The sequence below is a fragment of the Streptomyces sp. NBC_01352 genome, from assembly GCF_036237295.1.
GTDB lineage: Bacteria > Actinomycetota > Actinomycetes > Streptomycetales > Streptomycetaceae > Streptomyces > Streptomyces plumbiresistens.
This window is the reverse complement of the sequence record NZ_CP108354.1, coordinates 4,923,047-4,943,411: the sequence shown is the minus strand read 5'-3', so window position 1 is coordinate 4,943,411 and position 20,365 is coordinate 4,923,047. Positions and strand designations below refer to the sequence as shown.

At 71.5% G+C, this 20,365-nt stretch carries 18 protein-coding genes and 1 pseudogene; 7 read left to right on the top strand and 12 right to left on the bottom strand.

What is annotated here, in order from left to right; genetic code table 11:
* Window positions 1-29: 29 nt before the first annotated feature.
* Window positions 30-1,799 (bottom strand): arginine--tRNA ligase, encoded by a 1,770-nt coding sequence (argS, locus tag OG252_RS22885; RefSeq protein ID WP_329338312.1) that lies wholly within the window; start codon window positions 1,797-1,799, stop codon window positions 30-32.
* Between the two features lie 188 nt (window positions 1,800-1,987).
* Here argS and lysS point away from each other — a divergent pair, with 188 nt between their 5' ends.
* Window positions 1,988-3,727, top strand: coding sequence for a lysine--tRNA ligase (gene lysS, locus OG252_RS22880; RefSeq protein WP_266435600.1), 1,740 nt, complete (start codon window positions 1,988-1,990; stop codon window positions 3,725-3,727).
* A 78-nt stretch (window positions 3,728-3,805) separates the two neighbouring features.
* Here lysS and OG252_RS22875 read toward each other — a convergent pair whose 3' ends face one another.
* The 3 genes from OG252_RS22875 to OG252_RS22865 all read right to left on the bottom strand — a co-directional run bounded on the left by OG252_RS22875 (window position 3,806) and on the right by OG252_RS22865 (window position 7,110).
* A complete protein-coding gene (locus OG252_RS22875; protein WP_266435599.1) occupies window positions 3,806-5,110 on the bottom strand; it encodes a DUF2637 domain-containing protein in 1,305 nt (434 codons plus the stop codon).
* A 103-nt stretch (window positions 5,111-5,213) separates the two neighbouring features.
* Window positions 5,214-6,113 carry a DUF3558 domain-containing protein gene (locus tag OG252_RS22870; protein WP_329338309.1) on the bottom strand — a complete coding sequence of 300 codons (900 nt, stop codon included), beginning with the start codon at window positions 6,111-6,113 and terminating at the stop codon, window positions 5,214-5,216.
* Between the two features lie 118 nt (window positions 6,114-6,231).
* The gene (locus OG252_RS22865) at window positions 6,232-7,110 is read right to left on the bottom strand and encodes a DUF3558 domain-containing protein (protein ID WP_266435595.1); all 879 of its coding nucleotides are present in this window, start codon (window positions 7,108-7,110) and stop codon (window positions 6,232-6,234) included.
* 205 nt (window positions 7,111-7,315) lie between these two features.
* On the opposite strand from OG252_RS22865, the gene OG252_RS22860 reads away from it, so the two are divergent.
* Window positions 7,316-8,509 carry an RtcB family protein gene (locus OG252_RS22860; RefSeq protein ID WP_266435593.1) on the top strand — a complete coding sequence of 398 codons (1,194 nt, stop codon included), beginning with the start codon at window positions 7,316-7,318 and terminating at the stop codon, window positions 8,507-8,509.
* Window positions 8,510-8,582: 73 nt separating this feature from the next.
* Here the strand turns inward: OG252_RS22860 and OG252_RS22855 are convergent, their stop codons facing one another.
* Window positions 8,583-8,726, bottom strand: coding sequence for a hypothetical protein (locus tag OG252_RS22855; RefSeq protein ID WP_266435591.1), 144 nt, complete (start codon window positions 8,724-8,726; stop codon window positions 8,583-8,585).
* Window positions 8,723-9,502, bottom strand: a complete 780-nt coding sequence (locus OG252_RS22850; RefSeq protein WP_266435590.1) for an SDR family NAD(P)-dependent oxidoreductase — start codon at window positions 9,500-9,502, stop codon at window positions 8,723-8,725. Before OG252_RS22850 ends, OG252_RS22855 begins: the two co-directional genes overlap by 4 nt.
* Before the next feature lie 176 nt (window positions 9,503-9,678).
* On the opposite strand from OG252_RS22850, the gene OG252_RS22845 reads away from it, so the two are divergent.
* Entirely contained in the window at window positions 9,679-10,113 is a 435-nt protein-coding gene (locus OG252_RS22845) for an ester cyclase (protein ID WP_266435587.1), read from the top strand.
* 40 nt (window positions 10,114-10,153) lie between these two features.
* Here the strand turns inward: OG252_RS22845 and OG252_RS22840 are convergent, their stop codons facing one another.
* The gene (locus OG252_RS22840) at window positions 10,154-10,489 is read right to left on the bottom strand and encodes a YnfA family protein (protein WP_329345179.1); all 336 of its coding nucleotides are present in this window, start codon (window positions 10,487-10,489) and stop codon (window positions 10,154-10,156) included.
* Window positions 10,490-10,635: 146 nt separating this feature from the next.
* On the opposite strand from OG252_RS22840, the gene OG252_RS22835 reads away from it, so the two are divergent.
* Both OG252_RS22835 and OG252_RS22830 read left to right on the top strand, forming a co-directional pair.
* Window positions 10,636-11,124 carry a hypothetical protein gene (locus tag OG252_RS22835; protein WP_329338304.1) on the top strand — a complete coding sequence of 163 codons (489 nt, stop codon included), beginning with the start codon at window positions 10,636-10,638 and terminating at the stop codon, window positions 11,122-11,124.
* A gap of 94 nt (window positions 11,125-11,218) precedes the next feature.
* Window positions 11,219-11,706 (top strand): annotated as a pseudogene (locus OG252_RS22830) (MarR family winged helix-turn-helix transcriptional regulator).
* On the opposite strand, the gene OG252_RS22825 reads toward OG252_RS22830, so the two are convergent.
* The 5 genes from OG252_RS22825 to OG252_RS22805 all read right to left on the bottom strand — a co-directional run bounded on the left by OG252_RS22825 (window position 11,673) and on the right by OG252_RS22805 (window position 16,678).
* On the bottom strand, window positions 11,673-12,935 hold the full coding sequence (locus tag OG252_RS22825) for an acyltransferase family protein (RefSeq protein ID WP_329338302.1): 1,263 nt from the start codon (window positions 12,933-12,935) through the stop codon (window positions 11,673-11,675). The pseudogene OG252_RS22830 and the gene OG252_RS22825 sit on opposite strands and share 34 nt — an antisense overlap.
* Before the next feature lie 120 nt (window positions 12,936-13,055).
* Entirely contained in the window at window positions 13,056-13,832 is a 777-nt protein-coding gene (locus OG252_RS22820) for an alpha/beta fold hydrolase (RefSeq protein WP_266435580.1), read from the bottom strand.
* A gap of 64 nt (window positions 13,833-13,896) precedes the next feature.
* The gene (locus OG252_RS22815) at window positions 13,897-14,964 is read right to left on the bottom strand and encodes a zinc-dependent alcohol dehydrogenase (protein WP_329338299.1); all 1,068 of its coding nucleotides are present in this window, start codon (window positions 14,962-14,964) and stop codon (window positions 13,897-13,899) included.
* Window positions 14,961-15,902: an SDR family oxidoreductase gene (locus OG252_RS22810; protein ID WP_329338296.1), complete on the bottom strand. Its 942-nt coding sequence runs from the start codon at window positions 15,900-15,902 to the stop codon at window positions 14,961-14,963. Before OG252_RS22810 ends, OG252_RS22815 begins: the two co-directional genes overlap by 4 nt.
* Window positions 15,903-15,907: 5 nt before the next feature.
* Window positions 15,908-16,678: an HAD-IA family hydrolase gene (locus OG252_RS22805; protein WP_329338293.1), complete on the bottom strand. Its 771-nt coding sequence runs from the start codon at window positions 16,676-16,678 to the stop codon at window positions 15,908-15,910.
* 271 nt (window positions 16,679-16,949) lie between these two features.
* Here OG252_RS22805 and OG252_RS22800 point away from each other — a divergent pair, with 271 nt between their 5' ends.
* Together OG252_RS22800 and OG252_RS22795 are read left to right on the top strand one after the other, a co-directional pair.
* Window positions 16,950-18,311, top strand: coding sequence for an MFS transporter (locus OG252_RS22800; protein WP_329338291.1), 1,362 nt, complete (start codon window positions 16,950-16,952; stop codon window positions 18,309-18,311).
* A gap of 988 nt (window positions 18,312-19,299) precedes the next feature.
* Window positions 19,300-20,346 (top strand): ROK family protein, encoded by a 1,047-nt coding sequence (locus OG252_RS22795; RefSeq protein WP_329338289.1) that lies wholly within the window; start codon window positions 19,300-19,302, stop codon window positions 20,344-20,346.
* Window positions 20,347-20,365: the final 19 nt, after the last annotated feature.

Here is a 20,365-nt window from a genome sequence, read left to right as displayed (position 1 = left end):
GGACGGGCCGCGCGCGTGCCTTCAGGCGCTCAGAGGCGCTCGGGCGTCCGGATACCCAGCAGGGCCATGCCCCGGTGGAGCGTCTTCGCCGTCACGTCCGACAGGAACAGGCGGTTCTCGGCGATGTCCTTCGGCGGTGCCGGCTTGATCACCGGGCACTGGTCGTAGAACGTCGTGAACAGTGACGCCAGTTGGTACAGGTACGCCGCCAGTTTGTGCGGGGCGTACTCCGTCGCCGCTTCGGCCGCCGTCTCCGCGAACGCGTCCACGTGCAGGCCCAACGCCCGCTCCGCCTCGGCCAGTTCGAGCTCCGGGTGCGCGGACGGACGTACCTCCCCGGCCTTGCGCAGGATCGACTGGATACGGGCGTACGCGTACTGGAGGTACACGGACGTGTCGCCGTTCAGCGAGACCATCTGGTCCAGGTCGAACTTGTAGTCCCGGTTGGCCGACGTCGACAGGTCCGCGTACTTCACCGCGCCGACGCCGACCTGGGTGCCGCGCTCGGCGATGTCCGCCTCGGACAGCTGGCCCAGCGTGTCCTTCTCCCGGACGACCGCCGTCGCCCGCTCGATCGCCTCGTCCAGGAGGTCGACCAGCTTGACCGTCTCGCCCTCACGGGTCTTGAACGGCTTGCCGTCCTTGCCGAGCACGGTGCCGAAGGCCAGCTGGTGCGCCTTGACGTCGTCGCCGAGCCAGCCCGCCCGGCGAGCCGTCTCGAAGACCATCTTGAAGTGCAGTGACTGGCGGGCGTCGACCACGTAGACCAGGGTGTTCGCCTTCAGGTTGAAGACGCGGTCGCGGATGGCGGACAGGTCCGTCGCCGCGTAGCCGTAGCCGCCGTCCGACTTCTGCACGATCAGCGGGACCGGGTTGCCGTCCGGGCCCTTGACGTCGTCGAAGAAGACGCAGAGGGCGCCCTCGGAGCGGACCGCGACGCCGGACTCCTCCAGGAGGCGGCAGGTCTCCGCGAGCATGTCGTTGTAGCCGGACTCGCCGACGATGTCCGGGTCCCGGACCTCCATGTCCAGTTTCTCGAAGACGGAGAAGAAGTAGATCTTCGACTCGTCCACGAACTTCTGCCAGACGGCGAGGGTGTGCGGGTCCCCGGCCTGGAGGTCGACCACCCTGCGGCGGGCCCTGGTCTTGAACTCCTCGTCGGAGTCGAAGTGCTTGCGCGCGGCCTTGTAGAGGCGGTCGAGGTTGGACATCGCCTCCTCGCCGCTGACCTGGGCGTCCTTGTGGTCCAGCTCGTGCGGGTGCTCGTCCAGGTACTGGATGAGCATGCCGAACTGGGTGCCCCAGTCGCCGATGTGGTGCCTGCGCACCACCGTCTCGCCGGTGAACTCCAGCAGTTGGACCACCGCGTCGCCGATCACCGCCGAGCGCAGGTGGCCGACGTGCATCTCCTTCGCCACGTTCGGCTGGGCGTAGTCGACGACCGTCGTGCCCGGGTTCTCGGCGAAGGGGACCCCGAGACGGTCGGGGTCGGCGTACCGCGCGGCCAGGTTCTCGGTGATCGCGCTGTCCGTGAGCGTGATGTTCAGGAAGCCGGGGCCCGAGACCTCGATGTCCTTGATCACGTCACCGGTGACCACCCCGGAGACGACCTGCGTCGCCAACTCCCGCGGGTTCGCCTTCGCCTTCTTCGCGAGAGCCAGGATCCCGTTGGCCTGGAAGTCCGCCCGGTCGCTTCGGCGCAGCAGCGGGTCGACTCCGTCGGCTTCCGCGAGGGCGGAAGAGAGGGCGTCGGCGAGGCGCTGTTGGACGAGATCGGTGAGGGACGTGACCGGGGCCATGGGGTGGGAGCCGTTCTCCTCGTGGGCTTGATGGACGTGGCCAGTATCCCATGGGGAGCAAAGCGGTTATTGCGGAGAGCCCGGGTGGTGGCGGTGGGTGTGAAAAGGCGTTTTCGTGGTTGCCGCCCGAGCTGGGAGAATGAGGGCGTCAGCCGTTGACCGTATGGCTGCCCCGGAGAAAGAAGGACGTGCCGATCGTGGCTCAGAGCACCGAGACCACCGACTGGGTCTCCCGTTTCGCGGATGAGGTCATCGAGGAGTCGGAGCGTCGGGCCCCGGGCAAACCGGTCGTCGTCGCGTCCGGGCTCTCGCCCTCCGGACCCATTCACCTGGGGAACCTCCGTGAGGTCATGACCCCGCACCTCGTCGCCGACGAGATCCGGCGGCGGGGCCACCAGGTCCGGCACCTGATCTCGTGGGACGACTACGACCGGTACCGCAAGGTGCCCGCCGGAGTCGACGGCGTCGACCCGTCCTGGGCCGAGCACATCGGCAAGCCGCTCACCTCGGTGCCGGCTCCCAAGGGCTCCGCCCACCCGAACTGGGCCGAGCACTTCAAGGCCGCCATGGTCGAGTCCCTCGCCGAGCTCGGCGTCGAGTTCGACGGGATCAGCCAGACCGCGCAGTACACCTCCGGCGTCTACCGCGAGCAGATCCTGCACGCCATCAGGCACCGCGGGGACATCGACGCGATCCTCGACCAGTACCGGACCAAGAAGGCCCCGGCCAAGCAGTCGCAGAAGCCCCTCGACGCGGCCGAGCTGGAGGCCGCCGAGGGCTCGGGGGCCGCGAGCGAGGACGACGGCAGCTCCGGGTCCGCCGGGTACTTCCCGTACAAGCCCTACTGCGGCAACTGCGAGAAGGACCTCACCACCGTCACCGCCTACGACGACGACAGCACCGAGCTGACGTACACCTGCACCGCCTGCGGCTTCTCCGAGACCGTCCGGCTGAACGAGTTCAACCGCGGCAAGCTGGTCTGGAAGGTCGACTGGCCGATGCGCTGGGCGTACGAAGGCGTGATCTTCGAGCCGAGCGGGGTCGACCACTCGTCTCCCGGGTCGTCGTTCCAGGTGGGCGGGCAGATCGTCGGGATCTTCGGCGGGCAGCAGCCCATCGGGCCGATGTACGCCTTCGTGGGTATCTCCGGGATGGCGAAGATGTCGTCCTCGAAGGGTGGCGTGCCCACCCCCGGCGACGCGCTGAAGATCATGGAGCCGCAGCTCCTGCGGTGGCTGTACGCCCGGCGCCGGCCCAACCAGTCCTTCAAGATCGCCTTCGACCAGGAGATCCAGCGGCTCTACGACGAGTGGGACAAGCTGGACGCGAAGGTCGCGGACCGTTCCGCCCTGCCGGCCGACATCGCCGCGCACTCGCGTGCGGTGGGGACCGCGGGCGGTGAGCTGCCGCGTACGCCTCGGCCGCTGCCGTACCGGACCCTGGCCTCCGTCGCCGACATCACCGCCGGGCACGCCGACCAGGCCCTGCGGATCCTGTCCGAGCTCGACCCGTCCGACCCGCTCGGCTCCCTCGACGAGGCCCGGCCGCGGTACGACAAGGCCGAGGCGTGGATCAACACGCACGTGCCCGCCGACCAGCGGACCATCGTGCGGGAGGAACCCGACGTCGAGCTGCTGAAGTCCCTCGACGAGCAGGCACAGGGCTCGCTGCGGCTGCTCCTCGACGGGCTGGCCTCGCACTGGTCGCTCGACGGACTGACCCACCTGGTGTACGGCGTGCCCAAGGTCCAGGCCGGGTTCCCGGCGGACGCGACGCCGAAGGAACTGCCCGCGGAGATCAAGACCGCCCAGCGGTCCTTCTTCGCCCTGCTGTACCACCTGCTGGTCGGGCGCGACACCGGTCCGCGCCTGCCCACGCTGCTGCTCGCGGTGGGGCAGGAGCGGGTGCGGGCCCTGCTCGGGGAGTAGGACGCGCAACAAGAGGCCCTCGTGAGAGGGCCTCTTGTTGTTTCACCTGCGCGTTGTTTCACCTGCGCGTTGTTTCACCTACGCGATGTGGTCCTCTTCCAGTTCCGCCGCGTGGCGCTTCTGGAAGCGCATGACCATGCGCTTGGCCTCGGAGTCCGGGATGGGGGCGCCGTAGGTCGCCTCCACGTCGTAGCTGAACTGGCTCGGCGTCGGGTAACCGCTGCCGCTCATCGACGACTGCTTGAATATCTGGTAGTACGACTCCTCGTCCGGCTCGGCGATCGGGGTGCCGCCGCCCTCGCCCAGCTCGCGGCTGCGGCCCGGGCCCACCGGAATGGGGAAGGAACCCGTCTCCTCGGGGGAGGGCTCCTGGACCGGGGGCTCCTCCTGGTACTGGTCCCGGTACTGCTCGGCATGCTGCTGCTGCGCGTACCACTCGGCGTACTGCTCCGACGGGTCGTACGTCGGGTCGTAGCCGCCCTGGTACGCGACCTCGTGAGGCGACTGGAACCAGGGGTTCTGGTCGTCCTCGGGCGACTGGTCGAGCGGCTCTGCCTGCTGCTGTGTCTGCTGTTGTGGCTGCGGTTGCTGTTGCTGCTCTGGTGACACGGGGGCCGGTGCCAGCTCCTGTTGGGGAGCGAGTGCCGGTGCCTGGGCCTGGGCCTCCACCGGCGCCGGGGGCAGCAGGGCCGGTTCGATGCCAGCCGCCGCCAGGCCCGCCGGAGCGGTCCGGGCCAGCGGGACGCCGTACTTGGCCAGCCTGAGGGGCATCAGGGACTCCACCGGGGCCTTGCGGCGCCAGGACCGGCCGAAGCGGGAGCGGAGGCGGGCCTGGTAGACGAGGCGTTCCTGCTCCAGCTTGATGACCTGTTCGTAGGAGCGCAGCTCCCACAGCTTCATGCGGCGCCAGAGGAGGAACGTGGGCCCGGGGGACAGGAGCCAGCGGGTGAGGCGGACTCCCTCCATGTGCTTGTCGGCCGTGATGTCGGCCATGCGGCCGATCGCGTGCCGGGCCGCCTCCACGGAGACCACGAACAGGATCGGGATCACCCCGTGCATGCCCACACCGAGCGGATCCGGCCAGGCGGCCGCACCGTTGAAGGCGATCGTCGCCGCCGTCAGCAGCCACGCCGTCTGGCGGAGCAGGGGGAACGGGATCCGGATCCAGGTCAGGAGCAGATCGAGGGCGAGCAGGACACAGATGCCCGCGTCGATGCCGATCGGGAAGACGTAACTGAAGTTCCCGAAGCCCTTCTTGAGGGCCAGTTCACGGACCGCCGCATACGAACCGGCGAAGCCGATGCCCGCGATGACCACGGCACCGGCGACGACCACGCCGATGAGAATCCGGTGCGTCCGTGTGAGCTGAATGGGCGCGGCCACCCGTACTCCCCTCCCCATGCGTGCTGTTGCGCGCAACAGAGTGGCACATGTGTGCGGCGTGCGGGCGGCCGACAGGTTTCGGCCGCCCTAGTTGAGACCTTCGTCAGCTCTTCTTGACAGCCGAATTGGACGGAGAAGCCGAGGCCGACGGGGACTTCGAAGGGCTCTTCGAGGGGGACGTCGAGGCGGAGGGGCTCGAGCCCGTACCCGCGCCGGAACCCTCGCCGTTCGCCGACGACACGGCCGCCACCGCCTCCTTGGCGGCCTTCTCCGCGAGCTTCGTCAGGGTCGCCGCGCTCGGGGACTTCTCGCCGGCGAGGCCCGCGCCGTTGTAGTCGAGGGTGATGACGACGTTCTCGACGCGTGCGACGACCGTCTGCTGCTTGAAGGACCCTTCCTTCTTCTTCAGGTCGTACGTCACCGTCGTCGCCGCGTCGCCCGTCCCGGACACCGGCTGCGACTTCACGCTCTTCGCGCCGTCCACCGCCTGGGCGTCCTGGAGCTGCGTCTCGTAGTACGTCTGCGCCTGCGCGTCGCCCGCACCGCGTGAGGTGTCCGAGTCGAAGCGGAGCAGGGAGACGTTCAGCCAGCGGAACTGGGAGCCCTTGACGCCGTTGTTGTCGAGGCTGCTCCAGGAGCAGCTGGCACGGGCCGACTTGTCGTCCGAAGTGCCCTCCTTGCCCGACTTCGGCGCCTCCGGCACCAGTTCGCCCAAGGTCTTCTTCGAGAACACCCCGCATGCCTTCGGGAGCGACTGGTACGCCGCCGCCTGCACGGTCGGCGAAGCGCTCGCCGAGGCCGACGCGGCGGTGTCCGCGCTCTTGCCGCCGGTGTCGTCGGAGCCGGAATCGGAGTCCGAGGAGCAGCCGGCGGCGATCAGCATCACGGGGACGGCGGCCGCGCAGACAAGGACGCGGCCAAGGCGCTTGGCCCGCCGATCGCGCTGGTCTCGCTCGTCACGCTGGTCTGCCTGTGCTGGTCGCTGCATGGTTCCTTCACTCATGACGCTTGTGGTTCCTGCCGTCGGATCTGGTCCGAGGGGCCACGGTACGCGGTGAGGGAGTTGTGCGGTCTCGCTTCCGCCGCTTTGTGCGCGGGCGTGAGGGGCCTGTGAAGGGGTGTTACTCGGCCAGTGCCTCCGCCAGCTGTGCGGCCAGTTTCCGGGCCTTGTCCTGCATTTCCTTGCTGTCCGGGGCCACGCCGATCGTCGTCGGCTGCTCCGCGTACTCGATCGTCACGATCACGTTCGACGTGCGGAACGCCACAGTCACCGTGCGCTGCTGGGCCGTCGAACCGGAACTGCCCAACGCGTCGTCCAGGAACGCCTCGTCGCCCAGATCGTCGAGAAGACGGGGCTGGAGATCGGTCGGGGTGGCCGAGGTCGTGGAGGAGGGGGAGGACGAGCCCGAGGGCGAGGGGGAGGCCGTGGAGGAGGGGGTGGCGGGCGCGGAGGCCGAGGCGGCGTCGGTCGGGGTGGCGGTGGGGCTGCCGGTGCTCGTGCCACCGGTTTCGCCGGTCTCGACGTCGGACGCGGCGCTGGGGCTCGCCGCCTCGGGAAGGTCGGCCGCCTCCTCCTTCGTCCCGAAGAGCTGCTGCGCCTCGGTGTCGTCGCTCACCGCGGTGTCGTACGACACCACTCGCTCGAAGTCGACGAGCAGATGGTCGGTGGCGTCCGTGGACTCCACCTTCCAGCGGCAGCCGACCTTGCGGTCGGTGTCGTAGGTGAGCGTCGCCTCGCCCGCGTACGCGTTCTCCCGCTGCTCCTCGTCCGTGAGCTGCTTGATGCCGGGCAGCAGCGAGTCGAGGGTGCCCCGGCCGACCGCGCCGCAGGGTTCCGGGAGGACGCGGTACTTGCCCGGCTGGGCCGCGGCGGACGCCGTGCCGGCCTGGCCGGGGTTCGCGTCGTCCGTCGTACCGCCGTCTCCCGAGCTGCCGGTGCAGCCGGCCAGCAGGGCCGCGAGGAGTGCGGCGACGCCGGGTACGTACGCCTTCCGCTGCACGGTCAGGCTCCTCTCGACGATGGCTTTGTTGCCGGGTACTTCAGTGTCCCCGCTGGTTAATCGCTTGCCGCACGGGGGCCTGCCCTGGAGACAATGTGTATCGCACGCATGGCCGTGGACGCCGGTCCGTTGTCCCTTACGTCGACCTTGGCGCCGGTTTTGCGATTCAGGACTTCTGTTGTGATTCCGGGGGAATGAGGACGATATGTCGTACGTGGAAATGCCGGGCGCGAAGGTACCCATCCGCATGTGGGCCGACCCGGCGACGGTCGAGGAGGGTGCGCTCCAGCAGCTGCGGAACGTGGCGACCCTGCCGTGGATCAAGGGGCTCGCCGTGATGCCCGACGTGCACTACGGGAAGGGCGCGACGGTCGGCTCGGTCATCGCGATGCGGGGGGCTGTGTGTCCTGCGGCGGTGGGGGTGGACATCGGGTGCGGGATGTCGGCGGTGAAGACCTCACTCACGGCGAACGATCTGCCGGGGGATCTGTCGCGGCTGCGGTCGAAGATCGAGCAGGCCATTCCGGTGGGGCGGGGGATGCATGACAGTCCCGTCGATCCGGGGCGGCTGCACGGGTTCGCGACCGGTGGCTGGGACGACTTCTGGGGGCGGTTCGACGGGGTCGCGGAGGCGGTGAAGTTCCGTCACGAGCGTGCCGGGAAGCAGATGGGAACGCTCGGATCCGGCAACCACTTCGTCGAAGTGTGCACGGATACGACCGGTTCTGTCTGGCTGATGCTCCACTCCGGTTCCCGGAACATCGGCAAGGAACTGGCCGAGCACCACATCGGCATCGCCCAGAAGCTCCCGCACAACCAGGGGCTGATCGACCGCGACCTCGCCGTGTTCATCGCGGACACCCCGCAGATGGCGGCGTACCGCAACGATCTGTTCTGGGCGCAGGAGTACGCCAAGTACAACCGCACGATCATGATGGCGCTCCTCAAGGACGTGGTCGGCAGGGAGTTCAAGAAGGCGAAGCCGACCTTCGAGCCGGAGATCAGCGCGCACCACAACTACGTGGCCGAGGAGCGTTACGACGGCATGGACCTCCTCGTCACCCGCAAGGGCGCGATCCGCGCGGGTTCCGGTGACTTCGGGATCATCCCGGGTTCGATGGGCACGGGTTCGTACATCGTGAAGGGCCTCGGGAACGAGAAGGCCTTCAACTCGGCCTCGCACGGGGCGGGTCGGCGCATGAGCCGGAACGCGGCGAAGCGTCGCTTCTCGACGAAGGACCTGGAGGAGCAGACGCGGGGCGTGGAGTGCCGTAAGGACTCCGGTGTCGTGGACGAGATCCCGGGCGCGTACAAGCCGATCGAGCAGGTCATCGATCAGCAGCGGGACCTGGTGGAGGTCGTGGCGAAGCTGAAGCAGGTCGTGTGCGTGAAGGGCTGACGACCGGCCGTGTGAGAGGGGCCCGAGGAGACTCGGGCCCCTTTTTCAGCACTCCTGCTTCGGCGCGTGCGTGCTATCTCGGCGCGTGCGTCACCGCGTAGATCATCACGAACGCCACGATGTGGATGCCGAAGAGGAAGTAGGCGAGCCACCACCACATCTTGCGTTCGTTCTTCTTCTCCTCGTCCAGGCGGCGGCGTTCGGCGTCGCTGGTCATCCGATGTCCCTGTGGACCTTCGTGTTCGAGGCCTGGGCGCGGGGGCGGACGACCAGGAGGTCGATGTTGACGTGGCTGGGACGGGTGACCGTCCAGGCGATGGTGTCGGCCACGTCGTCGGCCGTGAGGGGTTCCGCCACCCCTTCGTAGACCTTCTCCGCCCGCTCCTTGTCGCCGGCGAAGCGGGTGAGGGCGAACTCGTCCGTCTTGACCATGCCGGGGGCGATCTCGATGACGCGGACGGGGCGGCCGACGATTTCGAGGCGGAGGGTCTCGGCGAGGACGTGGGCGCCGTGCTTGGCGGCGACGTAGCCCGCGCCGCCCTCGTAGGTGCCGTGGCCGGCGGTCGAGGAGACGACGACGATCGTGCCGTCGCCGCTCGCGTCCAGCTTGGGCAGGAGGGCCTGGGTGAGGTTCAGGGTGCCGATGACGTTCGTCTCGTACATCGAGCGCCAGTCGGCCGGGTCGCCGGTGGCCACGGGGTCGGCGCCGAGGGCTCCGCCGGCGTTGTTGACCAGGACGCCTATCGACTTGAAGGCCGTCGCGAACTCGTCCACGGCGGCGCGGTCCGTGACGTCGAGGGCGTACGCCGTCGCCTGGTGGCCGGCCGCGGTGAGCTCCTCCGCCAGCGCCTCGATACGGTCCTTGCGGCGGGCGGTCAGGACGACGCGGTAGCCGGCCTCGGCGAGGCGGCGTGCCGTGGCGGCGCCGATTCCGCTGCTCGCACCGGTGACGACGGCGATGCGGGAGGCGGCGGACGGTGCGGCGGTGGCCATGGGCTGCTCCTCGGACGGTGCGTGACGGACCTTCCCGGCCAGCTTAAGTGCGTGGGGCAACCGGGTGGTCTGCGGTCTCGCTCTCCGGTCTGCCCGGCGGCCGGTTCTCCGGTCTGCCCCGGCGCGGTCCCGGTGGGACAATGAGGTGGGTGATCCGCGGTACAGGAGGTGGATCGATGGGACAGGCACGTGAGGTCATGGACCGGCTCACGGACGCGCTGACCTCGCACCCGGATCTGAAGGTCATCGCCGGGCTCTATGCCGACGACGCAGTCGCCTTCACCCCCGACGAGGGGGAGATCCGCGGTCGCGACGGCATCGTCGAGTACTGGCGGCAGATGACGGAGGCGGTCCCCGAGGCCACGTTCGAGACGTTGCACGCGTACGAGGCCGGTGACACGGCCATCGACGAGGGGATCTTCAGCGGCCGGAACACCGGGCCGCTGCAACTGCCCAACGGGGAGACGCTCCCGCCGACCCAGAAGGAGATCAGGATCCGCGGGGTGGACATCGCCACCGTGACGGACGGCAAGATCGTCGACTACCGGCTCTACTTCGACGAGATGGACTTCCTGGGGCAGCTGGGGCTGCTGCCCGAAGAGCCGGCCTGAGGGCTCCGAAAGACCTGAGTGGTCGCTGCCTCGCGTCCCCTCAGTCGCCCCGCGGCACGTACATGATCACCGCCATGCCCGCGAGGCAGATCAACGCGCCCGTGACGTCCCAGCGGTCCGGGCGGTAGCCGTCCGCGGCCATGCCCCAGACCAGGGAACCGGCGACGAAGACACCGCCGTACGCGGCGAGGATGCGGCCGAAGTTCGCGTCGGGCTGGAGCGTGGCGACGAAGCCGTACGCGCCGAGGGCCAGGACGCCCGCGCCGATCCACAACAGGCCGCGGTGCTCACGTACGCCCTGCCAGACCAGCCACGCGCCGCCGATCTCGAAGAGCGCGGCGACGACGAAGAGGGCGGCGGAGCGGAGGATGAGCATGCGGTCCAGCTTTCCATGCGCGTGCAGGGGGTCGTGCGTCACCTGATGGGCTGCGCCTGGGGTGGGCCGCGCGTGGGATACATCCCGTACTGGCCACGGCTGACTACTGACTGCTGACTTCTGACTTCTGGCTGAGGAGTGGTGGCATGCGGGTGCGGGTTCCACGGGTTCTGCGGTGTCTTGCAGTGTGGGGGGTTGCTCTGGCGGCGGTGGGCGGCGGGACGGTTCCGGTGGCTGCCGCCGACGGGGGGCCCGAGGCCGATCTCGCCTATCACGGGACCGCCTCGATGGCCTTCGGGGTCGTCGACGTACGGTTCACGCCGCGCAATCACGGGCCGTCGGCCGTGCCGGACGCGACGGTGCGGCTGCGCTGGTCGCAGCCGCTGGCGTTCCGGCAGGTGCTGCCCGACGGGTGTGCGCGCTCGGGGCTGCGGGTGGTGCTGTGCCGGGTGGGAGCGCTGGCCGCGGACGGGCTGGGGGAGCGGGTGGAGCTGGGGGTACGGCTGCGGGGGGCGCCGTCGGAGGTGCTGCTGGAGGTCGACACGGTGTGGAGCGGTGGGGTGGTGGACCGCAACCGGGCCAACGACCGGCAGCGGGTGCTGGTCCTGGACACCGGGGACGAGTACTACTTCTGAGCAGGCGCCGGCCCCGCACCTACCTCGGTGGCTGCGTCGTACGATCTCTGCGCGACGCAGAGGAGAGGCGGACGGGATGATGGCCGGCGAGGCGATGGCTCGTGGGGCGGGGGCCGGTCAGGGGCGTGTGCGGCTGCTGGAGGAGTTGTCCACCGTCTCCCGCCGCCACATGGCGTCGTACGCCCTGTTCAACCAGGCGGTCGCCGACCATCTCGGGCTGCACCCCACCGACCTGCAGTGTCTGAACCTGCTCACGCTGGAGGGCGGGCCGGTGACGACCGGCCGCGTCGCCGAGCTGACCGGGCTGACGACCGGCTCGGCGACGCGGTTGGTGGACCGGCTGGAGCGGGCGGGGTACGTCGTACGGCAGCGGGACGCGGCCGACCGGCGGCGGGTGCTGGTGGCGACGGTGCCGGAGCGGATCGCCGAGTTCGGGCGGGTGTGGGATCGGCTGGGGGCGGCTGGTCCGCTCTCTTCGACGACCTGGACGAATCCCAACTCGGGCTGCTCGTCGACCACATGAGGCGCACGACGGAGTTCAGCGCGGCTCAGGTGGCCCGGCTGCGGGCGGGCGAGGTGTGAGTGCCTGCGCGCGGGCGGGACCAGCGGCGGACGATCGGCTTCTCCACCCACTCGTAGAGGGCCCAGGCGAGCAGGACCGCCACCGCGCACTCCGCGACGAGCACGGCGATCGCGGCCGGTACGGAGTTCAGGTCCGGGCCGACCAGCTTGCGGCCCTCGGCCAGTACGACGAAGTGCAGCAGGTAGAAGGCGAAGGACACCTCGCCGAGCCAGGTCATCGCACGGTTGCGGAAGATCGTGAACCGGCCCTCGGCGTCCGCGATCGCGCCGGCCGCGATCAGCAGGACGCAGGGCACCACACACACCGCGCGCTGGGCCAGCAGGTAGGGCACGCCCGGGAGTTCGGCGACCGCGTAGCTCGCCACGAGGAGCAGGCCCGACCACACCATGCCGATGTCGCGCCAGCGGCCCAGCAGCACCGCTCGGGCGACGAGGATGCCGAGCAGGAAGTCGAGCAGGCGGGTGGGCGGGAAGACGTACGCGAACCAGAGGTGGAGCCCGGAGACGGACGGTTCGTTGGACATGTAGACGTCGCCGGCGGGGATGACCGCGGTGGTCACGAAGGGCGTGGCGACGATGGCGGCGACGACGGCCGCGGTCCAGTACTTGAGGTGGTGCGGGGCGATGCGGCGGGCCCAGGCGAACAGCAGCGGGAAGCAGAGGTAGAAGAAGGCCTCGGTGGACAGGGACCAGCCGGGCGGGTTCACGCTGAAGTTGGCGTCGTAGTCGGGGATCCACGACTGGACCATGAACAGGGTGGACAGCGAACGCCAGGGAGCGGTGCCGGCCGCGATCAGGGCCATGGCGAGGGCCCAGGCGATCAGGTAGTTCGGCACGATCTTGACGTAACGGCGGCGCCAGAAGCTTCGGTTGGGGTCGCCGTCGCGGGCGGACCAGGCCAGGACGAAGCCGCTGAGCACGAAGAAGAAGGTGACGCCGAGGCCGCCGGCCTGCTCGGCGAGCCGGGCGACGAGGCTGTCGTTGGCGTCGTCGCCGAGGAGCCAGGCGGCGGGCAGCGAGACGTGGAAGAGGAAGACGAGGAGGGCCGCGGGGAACCGCATGCCGGTGAGGGAGGGGAGGCGGGTGGCGGAGAGGGCCGCACGGGGGGTGTCGGGGATGTGCTCGGTGACTGTGCCTGTGCCCGTGCTTGCGGCTGTGGCGGCGGTGGTGACGGTCGTGGTCGCGGCGCCGGGTATGTGCTCGGCGGGGGACGTCTGGTCCGTGGCCATGACGGCATGACTCCTTGTCGGGTGGGGTGGTCAGGGGAGGTGCCTGCCCTGCCGCCCCGGTCCCGGCGGAGCGTGTGGGCTGAAGTGTTGAGGTGCTGGGGTGCTGGGGTCGCGGGTGGGTCAGCTCAGGAACTTCTGGATGGCGTCGACGAGTTCGTCGGGGGCCTCGGCCGGTACCAGGTGGCCGCTCTCGATCTCGAGGTACGTGCTGTCGGCGATCGCCTCGTGCAGTTCGCGGGAGTGCTGGACCGGCACGAGCTGGTCGTGGCGGCAGCCGACGACGAGGGTGGGGGCGGTGACGCGGGGCAGGAGGTCGCGGATGTCGACGTCGAGGCCGAGCTCGATCTGCCGCAGCGTGCCCTCGCTGACCTCGATGCCGCCCACCGATGACGTGAACGTCTCCTCGTCCAGGTCCGCCAGGAAGCCCGGGGTGAACAGCAGCAGGCTGATGTAGTGGGAGTACAGCTCGGGGTCCACGTCGGCCAGCCGGCGCCACAGCTGGAAGCCGAGGCGTTTGCGCAGGTCGTCGTTGCGGGCCCAGCCGGCGACCAGGACCAGGCGGCGGACCCGCTCGGGATGCCGGGCGGCGGCCGCGGCGGCGATCACCGCGCCGAGCGAGAAGCCCACGATGTCGACGGGCTCGTCGGTGACGTCGTCGCAGGCGCCGAGGACCTGGTCCACGAGCTGGTCGAGGGCCAGGTCGGCGCCGTCGTCCACGGTGTCGCCGCTGCCCGCGTAGTCGGGGGCGATGACGGTGTGGTGCTCGGTGAAGTGCTTGAGCAGGTGGCCGTAGTTGGTCTCGCCGGTGGCACCGGTGCCGTGGACGAGGAGCAGACCGGGGCCCTGGCCCTCCGTGCGGTAGTGCACGGTCGCGTTGCCGACAGTCTTCTGGTGCATGGCTTTCCTCGGGGGTTGGCGGAGGTGGTGGTGGGGGGTGTGGGAGGTGTGGGGGCGGGGCGGTTCAGGTCAGCTCGAGCAGGACCTTCGGCCGGATGCGGCCGCCGTCCGCGAGCCTGAGGTAGGCGTCCCGGGGACGGTCGTAGGGCAGGACCGCGTCGATGAGCGGGGACAGGCGCAGCGCGCCCGAGGCGACGGCGTCGAGCAGGGGCTTCCAGTGGGCGATGCCGGACAGCACGCCGTGCAGGGTGATGTCGCGCAGGACGAGTTCCGCCGTGGGCATGCCGTCGACCGGGTGGTGCGGGGTGCCCAGTTGGGCCACTCGGGCGCCGTGCGCGCACAGCAGGGGCGTCGCGCGTACGGCGGCCGGTGCGCCGGATGCCTCGATGACGGCGGTGAAGGTGCCGTGCGGGGCGTTCTCGGGCGGGTCGGTGTCGAGGCCGAGTTCCGTCGCGAGGGCGCGGGCGGGGGCGGCGGGGTCGTAGAGAGCGACCTTGGCGCCGCGGGCCCGGGCGAGCTGGGCGGCGGCGAGGCCGAGGGTGCCGCCGCCGAGGACGGCCACCCGGTCGGTGGCGGTGATGCCGAGCCGGTCGACGGCGTGCATGGCGGCGCTGCACGGTTCCAGCAGGGCGGCTTCCTGGTCGGTGACCTCGTCCGGCAACCGGACCAGGGTGTGCGCGGGCACGTGCAGGAACTGGGCGGCGGCGCCGGGTTCCGGGCCGAGGACGCCCATCTCGCTGCGCTGCGGGCAGGAGGCGATACGGCCTTCCGCGCACTGCGAACAGGTGCCGCAGGGGCGGAAGTTGTGGCCGGCCACGCGCTCGCCGACGCGTGCGCCGTGGATGGCGCCGTCGCCGTCGATGTCCTCGTCGATGTCCTCGGCGACGGCCACGATCTGGCCGCTCCACTCGTGGCCGGGGACGAACGGGTAATTCTTGAGCCCGTCGTGCACGTAGTTGCTGGAGCCGTCCCAGAAGCCGAGGTCGGTGCCGCACAGGCCGACGTACCGGACGGCCACCAGGCAGTGGCCGGGGCGCAGTTCCGGGGTCGGCACCTCGGCCGTGCGGACCTGTTCGGGGCCGGTGAGCAGCAGGGCGGTCATGGTCGGGGGGACGGGGGTCGTGCCGGTCATCGGGTCACCGCCTCGGCCAGGGCGGGGGCCGTGGTGAGCATGGTGCGCAGGCCGTCGGTGACGTCGGCGGGCTGCCAGCCCGGGATGCCGGTGACCGGGGCGAAGTCGTCGCAGTGCAGGGAGGAGTAGCGGGGGCGGCTGGCCCACTCGCTCCGCGCCCGCGGGACCGGCGTGACCAGGGCTTCGTCGGCGCCCGCCAGGCGGTAGGCGGCCAGGGCGAAGTCGTGGCGGCTGAGCTGGCGGGGGCCGGAGAGGTGCGACAAGGGCTCTACGGCGCTGCGGTCGACGCCCGGGCCGCACATCGCCCGCAGGACGGTGGTGACGTCGTCCAGGTGGACGGGGGTGAACCACTGGTCCTCCGGCGCGGCCAGGGGCTGTCCGGCGCGGGCCGCGGCGAGGCAGCGCTCGGCGAAGGTGACCCGCTGGCCGGGCGGGGACCAGCCGCCGTAGACGAGGCTGACCCGCACGACGTGGCCGCCCGCGTCGAGTACGGCCTGCTCGGCCGCCAGCTTGACGTGGCCGTAGACGTTGGCGGGGGCCGGCGGGTCGGCGGGGGTGCGCAGGGGGTCGGTGCCGGGGTAGACGTTGTCGGTCGAGACCAGCAGGATCCGGGGGCCGAACTCCTCGGACACCGCCCGCGCGAGGCCGGCGTGCGCCTCGGCCGCGTCCTCGGGGTGGTTCTCCATCCAGGTCACGTCGCTCGGTCCGTGGGTGAGGACGACCCGGTCCGGCTGTTGGCGGCGCAGGGCTGCGCGCAGGGCGTCGCGGCCGTGCCGGGTGCCCAGGTCGCAGGGCTCGTGGTGGGCCGTACGGGCGCCGCTGCGGGCGACCGTGTGCACGGTCGCCGCGTCGCGGCGGAGGGCGGCGGTGAGGGCGGAGCCGATCAGGCCGCGGCCGACGACGGTGATGTGGCGTGGTGCGGGATTGGCAGGGCTCACGGGGCTCACCCGACCCTTTCGTGCGCAGGGGCGTAGGGGTGCGTGTGGGGGTGGGTTTGCGTGTGGGGGTGGGTTTGCGTGTGGGGGTGGGTTTGCGTGTGCGCGTGCAGGCACACGTCGCCGGTGGCCGGATCCCGGTCCACGGTGAGCAGGGCGAGCGTCTCCACGAACGTCGCGAGGGTCGGTTCCGTGCCCGTGAGGGTGCCGCCCGCCACGCCGATGACCCTCGCGCCGGCGGCGTGGCCCGCGCGGGCGCCGGGTTCGGCGTCCTCGACGACGACGCACTCGTGCGGGTCGACGCCGAGTGCGCGGGCCGCGGTGAGGTAGCCCTCCGGGTCCGGTTTGCCGCGGGTGACGGCGTCCGCGGTGACGAAGACGTCCGGCTGGCGGTGGCCGACGGCGGCCAGGCGGGCGGACGCCAGGGCGTGGGTGCCGGAGGTCACCACGGCCCACGGCACCGGCGCCCCGTCCGCGCCGCTGTCCAGAGCGGCGATCAGTTCGGCGGCGCCCTGACAGGCCGCCAGGCCCTCGGTGTCGGCGGCCTGTTCGGCCTCGAGGGCTACGGCCTCGGCGGCGGCGTCCACCTGCGGGGCCAGCAGCGCGATGGTCTCGACGGACGGGCGGCCGTGGCAGACGGCGAGCACCTCGGCCGCGTCCAGACCGTGCCGGTGCGCCCAGCCGGTCCAGGAGCGTTCGACGACCGCTGCGGAGTGCACCAGCACGCCGTCCAGGTCGAACAGCACGGCACGCACGGGAATTCTCGTGGTCGCTGACATTCCCCCGACGGACAAGGGAGCCTCCTCGAACTGGGCAGGGTGCTGAGTGGGATTCTTTGCAGGTATGTTGCCTGAATGTTGCCGGGCCGCTGTCCCGGCAATATCGGGCGGCCGGCTAGTCCGACCATAAAGGGACCGGTTCCCCGTGGACAACGCGCTCCGGTCATGACGTCCCCCACAGGGACTGTGTCAGTTTTCCGCGTGACCGACGGCGTTGCCGGACTCCATTATTGACCCCGGATTTGTTCGGCGAATTACCGGAGTCGCCCCCATGCCATTGCCCGTTTTCGCTCTGATGCTGTGTGTGTTCTGCGTGGGGACCGCCGAGATCGCCATCGCCGGAATTCTGCCCGACGTGGCCGACGGTCTCGATGTCTCCGTCCCGTCGGCCGGGTTGCTGGTCACCGGGTACGCGGTGGGCGTCGCCCTCGGCGGCCCGGTGATCACACTGCTCACCCTGCGGGTGCCGCGCAAGGCGCTGATGGTGGGGCTGATGGCGGTGTTCCTGGCGGGCAACGTCGGCAGTTTCCTCGCCGGGAACTACGCCACGCTGATGGGCGCCCGGATCGTCGCCTCGCTCGCCCACGGCACGTTCGTGGCGATGGCCGGTCTGGTCGCCGCCAGGATGTCGCCGCCGGACCGGCAGGCCACGGCGATCGCGCAGGTGTCCCTGGGCTTCAACCTCGCGAACATCCTCGGTTCGCCGTTGGGCACGCTGGTCGGCCAGCGGTGGGGGTGGCGGGCCACGTTCGGCGCGCTCGCCGTCACCGCGGTCGCCTCCATCGTGCTGGTGCTGCTCGCCGTGCCGGGCCGGATCGGTGCCGGTGACGGCGGCCGTGGCGGCACCGGCGATGGCGCCGCGACCGGGGCGCCGGGCGGTTCGGTGCGGGACGAGGTGCGGGTGATGTGCCGGCCGGCGGTGCTGGCGTCGATGGCCGTCACGGTGTTGGCGCAGGGCGCGGTGTTCACCACCTCGACCTATCTGGCGCCCCTGATGCGAGACGTCTCGGGCTTCCCGGGGGGCGCGATGAGCGTGCTGCTCGCGGTGTTCGGGATCGGTGCCGTCCTCGGCAACCTGGTCGGCGGCAGGCTCGCCGACCGGGACCCTACGCGGGGCGCGGTGCTGTGCCTGACCACGCTGGTGGCGGTGCTGGCGCTGTTCTGGGCGGTGGCCCCGTACCGCTGGCCGGCGGTCGCCGCGCTGGTCCTGTTCGGCGCGGCGGGCTTCTCCATCATCCCCGTCCTCCAGTCCCGCGTCCTGGCCTTGGCCGCGTCCGCGCCCCTGCTCGCCCTGTCCGCGAACGTCTCCGCCTTCAACCTCGGCAACGGCTTCGGCGCCTGGCTCGGCGGCGCGGTCATGGACCAGGGCTGGGGCGCCCGCTCCGTCACCTCCGCGGGCTGCGCCGCCGCGGCCGTCGCCCTGCTGGTCATCGCCCCCATGTGGGCACGGCAGCGCGGCTTGCGAACCCGCCCGGCGGAGGGGGCCGGGCAGGAGGGGCGGCCCCTCGTCCAAGCCGGTGACGACGACGGGGCGGCCGCCGCCCCGGCCGCCGGCAGCAGCGGCGAGCCGACCGCGCCGGCGGGCGCGGGTGCGGCCGGACAGCGGGAGTCGGCCCGGTGCGCGGGCGAGTGACGACGCGACGGCCGGGCCGGTGGCCGGAGCATGACGGCACGACGGGACGAGCGGCTGCAGGACTCCGCCGCGCCCCGGACCCGGGGCGGGCCCAGCGGGCGGCGTGCACCGCGGCCGCCCGCCGGGCTGCGGCCCGGGCCCCGGGCGGGCTCTGCGGGTGCTGTGCAGCGCGACCAACGGCGGGACGCGCCTCGGACCCGGCCCTGCGGGCAGGCCGACTGCGGGGCTGCGGCTCGGGTCTGGGGCCGGTCGCACGTGTGGTGGGTGGCTCGGTCGACTGCGGGGCTGCGGCCGGCTCGGGGTGGGCCCCACGTGTGGTGGGTGGCACGGCCGATCGCTGGGCTGCGGCTCGGGTCCGGGGCCGGCCCCACGTGCGGTGCGCGGCACGGGTCGACTGCCGGGCTGCGGCCGGCTCGGGGTGGGCCCCACATGCAGTGGGTGGCACGGCCGACCGTCGGGCTGCGGCCCGGGTCCGGGGCTGGTCCCACGTGCGGTGCGCGGCACGGTCGACTGCCGGGCTGCGGCCCGGGTCCAGGGCCGGTTCTGCGGGTGGTGGGTGGCACGGTCGACTGCGGGGCTGCGGCCGGCTCGGGGTGGGCCCCACGTGTGGTGGGTGGCACGGCCGATCGCTGGGCTGCGGCCCGGGTCCGGGGCTGGTCCCACGTGCGGTGGGTGGCACGGTCGACTGCGGGGCTGCGGCCGGCTCGGGGTGGGCCCCACGTGTGGTGGGTGGCACGGTCGACCGTCGGGCTGCGGCCCGGGTCCGGGGCCGGTCCCACGTGCGGTGCGTGGCACGGTCGACTGCGGGGCTGCGGCGCGGATCCCGGGCCGGTCCCACGTGCGGCGCGCGCGGCACGGCCGACCGCCGGGCTGCGGCCCGGGGCCCCGGCCGGCCACGCGCGCGCGGGGCCCCGCGCGGCCGACCGCCGGAAACTTCCGTTCGCCCGTATCCCCGCGTATCTCGACCCAACTTCCAGAAGGAGCCCCCATGCGCTGCATAGTCGTCGACGTCGGCGGGACCACCCTGCGGACCGCTTGCTGGGATGCCGATGTCCAGGCATTGAGCGGTGTACGACGCGTTCCCGTGCGTGGTACCGGAGGGCTCGACACCGAGGACGTCGTGGGCGTGCAGAGATCCGTCGTCGAGCAGCTCGTCGAGGAGATCGAGCTGGTGCGCGGGAGTGCCGAGGGGCTCGGCGCGGTGGCCGTCGGGGTCGCGTTCGCCGGGCCGGTCACCGGCGCCGGGACCGTCACCGGGGCGCCGACCGTGTGGGGCGGTGGCGGTCCCGCGCTGCCGCTGGCGGAGCTGCTGCGGGAGCGTACGGGGATGCCGGTGACCGTCGTCAACGACACGACCGCCGCGGCCTGGCGGTACGCCGATCCCGGCGGCCCCGCGTTCTGCCTGTTCACCGTCAGCTCCGGCATCAGCAACAAGATCTACGTCGGTGACGACGTCCTGGTCGACGCCGGCGGCCACGGCGGCGAGCTGGGCCACCTGCTGTGCGACCCGGCGCCGGACGCCCCCCGCTGCGACTGCGGCGGCCGCGGCCACCTCGGCGCACTGGCCTCGGGCCGCGGCATGCTGGCCGCCGCCCGCCGGGCCGCCCGCGCCGAGCCGGGGGCGTTCGCGGTGTCCCGGCTGGCCGAGCTGTGCGCCGGTACGGCGACGCCCCCGCAGCCCGACGACATCACCAACCGGCAGCTCGCCCGGGCCGCCCACGAGGGTGACCCCTTCGCGGTCGCGGTGGTGCGGACGGGCCTGGCCCATCTGGCGACCGCCGTGAGTTCGGTGTTCCTCGCCGCCGGGATACGCCGCTACGTGTTCGTCGGCGGATTCGCACTGGCCGTCGGCGAGCGATTCCTCGACGTCCTCGCCGAGGAACTCCTGCGCGTGGGCTGCTTCGGGCTCACCGCGCCGGAGATACGCGACATGCTCGTCCTCGGCGCCCCCGACGACGACCACTGCCTCATCGGAATGGGACGCCTGCTCGGAAAGCGGCACCAAGCATCCGAGGCGCCACTTCTGACAAAGTAGCCGACGGATTCTCGAATTT

Bases quoted from the DNA above. Each gene is read 5' to 3' on its own strand.
- OG252_RS22835 (WP_329338304.1), top strand. From the start codon at position 10,636: ATGCGGGTGCGGGTTCCACGGGTTCTGCGGTGTCTTGCAGTGTGGGGG.
- argS (WP_329338312.1), bottom strand. From the start codon at position 1,799: ATGGCCCCGGTCACGTCCCTCACCGATCTCGTCCAACAGCGCCTCGCC.
- OG252_RS22805 (WP_329338293.1), bottom strand. From the start codon at position 16,678: ATGTCAGCGACCACGAGAATTCCCGTGCGTGCCGTGCTGTTCGACCTG.
- OG252_RS22850 (WP_266435590.1), bottom strand. From the start codon at position 9,502: ATGGCCACCGCCGCACCGTCCGCCGCCTCCCGCATCGCCGTCGTCACC.
- OG252_RS22845 (WP_266435587.1), top strand. From the start codon at position 9,679: ATGGGACAGGCACGTGAGGTCATGGACCGGCTCACGGACGCGCTGACC.
- OG252_RS22820 (WP_266435580.1), bottom strand. From the start codon at position 13,832: ATGCACCAGAAGACTGTCGGCAACGCGACCGTGCACTACCGCACGGAG.
- OG252_RS22800 (WP_329338291.1), top strand. From the start codon at position 16,950: ATGCCATTGCCCGTTTTCGCTCTGATGCTGTGTGTGTTCTGCGTGGGG.
- OG252_RS22860 (WP_266435593.1), top strand. From the start codon at position 7,316: ATGTCGTACGTGGAAATGCCGGGCGCGAAGGTACCCATCCGCATGTGG.
- OG252_RS22795 (WP_329338289.1), top strand. From the start codon at position 19,300: ATGCGCTGCATAGTCGTCGACGTCGGCGGGACCACCCTGCGGACCGCT.
- OG252_RS22855 (WP_266435591.1), bottom strand. From the start codon at position 8,726: ATGACCAGCGACGCCGAACGCCGCCGCCTGGACGAGGAGAAGAAGAAC.
- OG252_RS22870 (WP_329338309.1), bottom strand. From the start codon at position 6,113: ATGAGTGAAGGAACCATGCAGCGACCAGCACAGGCAGACCAGCGTGAC.
- OG252_RS22840 (WP_329345179.1), bottom strand. From the start codon at position 10,489: ATGCTCATCCTCCGCTCCGCCGCCCTCTTCGTCGTCGCCGCGCTCTTC.
- OG252_RS22815 (WP_329338299.1), bottom strand. From the start codon at position 14,964: ATGACCGGCACGACCCCCGTCCCCCCGACCATGACCGCCCTGCTGCTC.
- OG252_RS22825 (WP_329338302.1), bottom strand. From the start codon at position 12,935: ATGGCCACGGACCAGACGTCCCCCGCCGAGCACATACCCGGCGCCGCG.